Origin of the sequence: Acidocella sp. MX-AZ02, from assembly GCF_000306035.1 — a bacterium.
GTDB lineage: Bacteria > Pseudomonadota > Alphaproteobacteria > Acetobacterales > Acetobacteraceae > Acidocella > Acidocella facilis.
Genome location: NZ_JH976207.1, coordinates 1,409,044 through 1,412,356, shown reverse-complemented (window position 1 = coordinate 1,412,356; position 3,313 = coordinate 1,409,044). Strand labels below are relative to the sequence as shown.

Annotated in this window: 4 protein-coding genes and 1 pseudogene; 4 read left to right on the top strand and 1 reads right to left on the bottom strand. The window is 64.6% G+C overall.

All coding sequences use genetic code 11. From position 1 onward, the window contains the following. The 3 genes and pseudogenes from MXAZACID_RS06950 to mnmA form a co-directional block, all read left to right on the top strand. Positions 1-281, top strand: a pseudogene (locus tag MXAZACID_RS06950) (cysteine desulfurase); the annotation flags it as partial. 30 nt (positions 282-311) lie between these two features. Beyond that, positions 312-641 (top strand): ferredoxin family 2Fe-2S iron-sulfur cluster binding protein, encoded by a 330-nt coding sequence (locus MXAZACID_RS06945; protein WP_008493495.1) that lies wholly within the window; start codon positions 312-314, stop codon positions 639-641. Positions 642-683: 42 nt separating this feature from the next. Beyond that, positions 684-1,727 carry a tRNA 2-thiouridine(34) synthase MnmA gene (gene mnmA / locus MXAZACID_RS06940; RefSeq protein ID WP_008493494.1) on the top strand — a complete coding sequence of 348 codons (1,044 nt, stop codon included), beginning with the start codon at positions 684-686 and terminating at the stop codon, positions 1,725-1,727. A gap of 48 nt (positions 1,728-1,775) precedes the next feature. Here the strand turns inward: mnmA and MXAZACID_RS18765 are convergent, their stop codons facing one another. Next, on the bottom strand, positions 1,776-1,928 hold the full coding sequence (locus MXAZACID_RS18765) for a DUF3309 domain-containing protein (protein WP_155992634.1): 153 nt from the start codon (positions 1,926-1,928) through the stop codon (positions 1,776-1,778). A 200-nt stretch (positions 1,929-2,128) separates the two neighbouring features. Here MXAZACID_RS18765 and MXAZACID_RS17730 point away from each other — a divergent pair, with 200 nt between their 5' ends. Continuing rightward, positions 2,129-3,286: a Hint domain-containing protein gene (locus tag MXAZACID_RS17730; RefSeq protein ID WP_008493492.1), complete on the top strand. Its 1,158-nt coding sequence runs from the start codon at positions 2,129-2,131 to the stop codon at positions 3,284-3,286. The last annotated feature ends 27 nt before the right edge of the window (positions 3,287-3,313 follow it).

Below are 3,313 nucleotides of genomic sequence, written 5' to 3'. Positions count from 1 at the left end.
TGCCCAACACCATCTGCCTCGCTCTGCCCGGCGTGCGCGCCGAAACCCAGCTGATCGGGCTGGACATGGCGGGCATCTGCGTCTCCGCCGGCTCCGCCTGCTCCTCGGGCAAGGTCACCGCCAGCCATGTGCTGCTGGCGATGGGGCAGGGGGATCTCGCCGGCCAAGCCATCCGCGTCTCTCTGCCCTGGAATGCCGATGTTGAAATGGTGCGCGCCTTCCAGGCGGCCTATGAGCCCATGGCACGCCGCGCCTTGCGGAAAACCGCCCAATCGGCGTAAGCACCGCCGAAGCGAATTCAAGGATATTTCATGCCGAAAATGACTTTCATCGAGCGAGACGGCAGCAGCCGCGAGGTCGAGGCCCCGGTCGGGCTGTCGGTGCTGGAAGTGGCGCATAAGCATGGCGTCGACATCGAAGGCGCCTGCGAGGGCTCGCTCGCCTGCTCGACCTGCCACGTGATCGTGGACCCGGACTGGTTCGGGAAGCTGAAAGGCCCGTCCGAGGACGAGGAAGATATGCTGGACCTCGCCTTCGGTTTGGAAAAGACCTCGCGCCTGGGCTGCCAGATCGTGATGTCCGAGGCGCTGGACGGCTTGGTGGTCAAGCTCCCTTCCGCCACCCGGAATGCCGGCAAATGAGCGCGGGGATGGTGGGGCGGCCGCGCTCCAAAAAGAGCTAATATGAAAGTCGTGGTCGCCATGTCCGGCGGCGTCGATAGCTCGGTCGTGGCCGGGCTGATGGCGCGCGAGGGGCACGAGGTGATCGGCGTCACGCTGCAGCTCTACGACCATGGGGCGGCGGTGGGGCGCAAGGGCGCGTGCTGTGCCGGGCAGGATATCAGCGATGCCAAGCGCGTCGCGGATAGACTCGGCATCGCCCATTACGTGATCGACAGCGAAACCCGCTTCAAGCAGAGCGTTATGGCCGCCTTCGCGGATTCCTATGCGGATGGCCAGACCCCGGTGCCGTGCATCGCCTGCAACCAGCATCTGAAATTCGGCGATCTGCTGGACATGGCCAAGGATCTCGGCGCCGACGCGTTGGCCACCGGCCATTATGTCCGCCGTTTGGACGGCCCTAACGGCGCGGAAATGCACAAGGCGGTGGATGAAACCCGCGACCAGAGCTGGTTCCTCTTCGCCACCACCCAGGCGCAGCTGGAATTCTGCCGCTTCCCGCTCGGCGGCTACGCCTCCAAGGCGCAGGTGCGCGAAATCGCCGCCGAAATGGGCCTCGCCGTCGCCGAGAAGGCCGACAGCCAGGATATCTGCTTCGTCCCCACCGGCAGCTACGACAAGATCGTGGAAAAATTCCGCCCGGACGCGCTGTCCGAGGGCGAGGTGGTGGCCGAGGATGGCCGCGTGCTGGGTACCCATCAGGGCATCGCCCGCTACACGATCGGCCAGGCCAAGCGCCTGCCGGACAAGGCCGCCCATATGGTGGTGAAAGCCATTGAGCCCGGCACCAGGCGCATCATCGTCGGCCCGCGCGGCAGCCAGAGCCGCATCGTCAAATTGCGGGACGTGAACTGGCTGACCGCGCCGGGCGCATTGCGCGCCTCGGTGAAGCTGCGCGCCCGCGACAGTTTGCACCCGGCCAGCATCCGCCCGGATGGCAGCGGGGCCGTGCTGGAGCTGGACGAGCCGGCGATTGCCGCCCCCGGCCAGGCGGCGGTGTTCTATGAAGGTTCGCGCATCCTGGGCGGCGGCTTCATCGCGGCCTGAATCGCAGCGCTTCGAATATCATCGTAGCGCTGCGAAATCGGCGTCGCGTTACAAAATCAGCAGCACCAGGATCACGATCAGCAGCAGCCCGAAGCCGCCGCCATAGTAAATCCCGCCGGTGCCGACGAACAGCCCGCCATGCAGGCCAAAGCCGCCGCCCAGCAGCAGCAGGATGAGCAGAATGATGAGCAAGGCGCGCATGAATAACTCCTCGACGGACATAAATCGTGATCCGGATATAAGGAGGTGACGCCCGCATCACCGCTGGCTTGCGGGGTTTTCATGAATGTCTCATCGTCGCGCGGGGTTTCGATTTTATTGCGTAATTAACCGGTTCCGCTACAATCTTGGGTATAGGCCGTCAAAAACCGGCCTTCTGGCGCGCGAACACGGGATGCAGCATGTCGAACTCGAGCTATAATTCGCTGATCACCACGGGCGAGACCCTCACGGTCACCTCGCCTTACGTCGTCGCGACCAACCTGACCTTCGAGAATACCGGCACGGTCGATGGCGTGCTGCTCTTCACCCGCGCCGGGCTGGTGGCCGGCACGGCGGATATCAACGGCACCATCATGACCGTGGCGAGTTTCGGCGGCGGCACCGTCGCCAATATGCGTCCCGGCGCTTATGCCGGCATCGCCGGGGATGAGATCGTCATCCAGTCGATCGACAGCCTGTTCAGCACTCTGGACGTCGCCGGCACCGACAATGCCAGCTTCGGCTATCAGGCCACCTTGGCCGCACTCAGCGGCTACCATGCCACGATCGACAATGGCACGGTGGGGATGGTCGCCGAAAACGCGTTCACGCTGGATGCCAATGAGAAGCTGGTTCTGGACGAGATCGCGCTGGGCCTGTTCGGCAGCGTCGCCAATCAGGCGAGCCTGGATATCGCCTTCGCCCCGCGCGCGAATCCGGCCAGCAATCTCAACAACCCGTTCATCGATGCGGTGATCACGGCCGAGCAGGTGGTGAATCCCTGCTTTGCCGAAGGCACGCTGATCCTGACCACGCGCGGCGAGGTACGGGTGGAGGCGCTGCGGGTGGGGGATTGCGTCATCACGCCCGAGGGCGGCGAGGAGGAGATTATCTGGATCGGCCGGCGGGCGGTGACGCTGGAGGGGGCGGCAAGGCCAGAGGCGCTGCGCCCGGTCATCATCGAGCCCGGCGCGCTGGAGGAGGGGGTGCCATCCCGGCGCCTCTGCCTCTCGCCGGATCATGCCTTGTATCTGGAAGGGGTGCTGGTGCCGGCGAAAATGCTGATCAACTGGAATTCCATCCGTCAGGATCAGAGTGTTTCGCGGGTGGTTTATTATCATATCGAGCTGACGGCGCATGGCGCCTTGTTTGCCGAGGGCTGCGCGGTGGAATCCTTCCTGGATACCGGCCATCGGAGCATGTTCGACAATGCGGACAAGACGATGGCGGTGCTGCCGGCGGAGATGCAGCGCCGGCGCGAGCTGGAGAGTTTCGCGCCGCTTTGCCTGGAGGGGGAGGGGCTGGCGCAGATCCGTGCCCGCATCGCTGCCCGCCAGCCGGGCCTGAAACTGGCTTAAAGAGCAAAAGGTTTTAGGGGGTGTGGG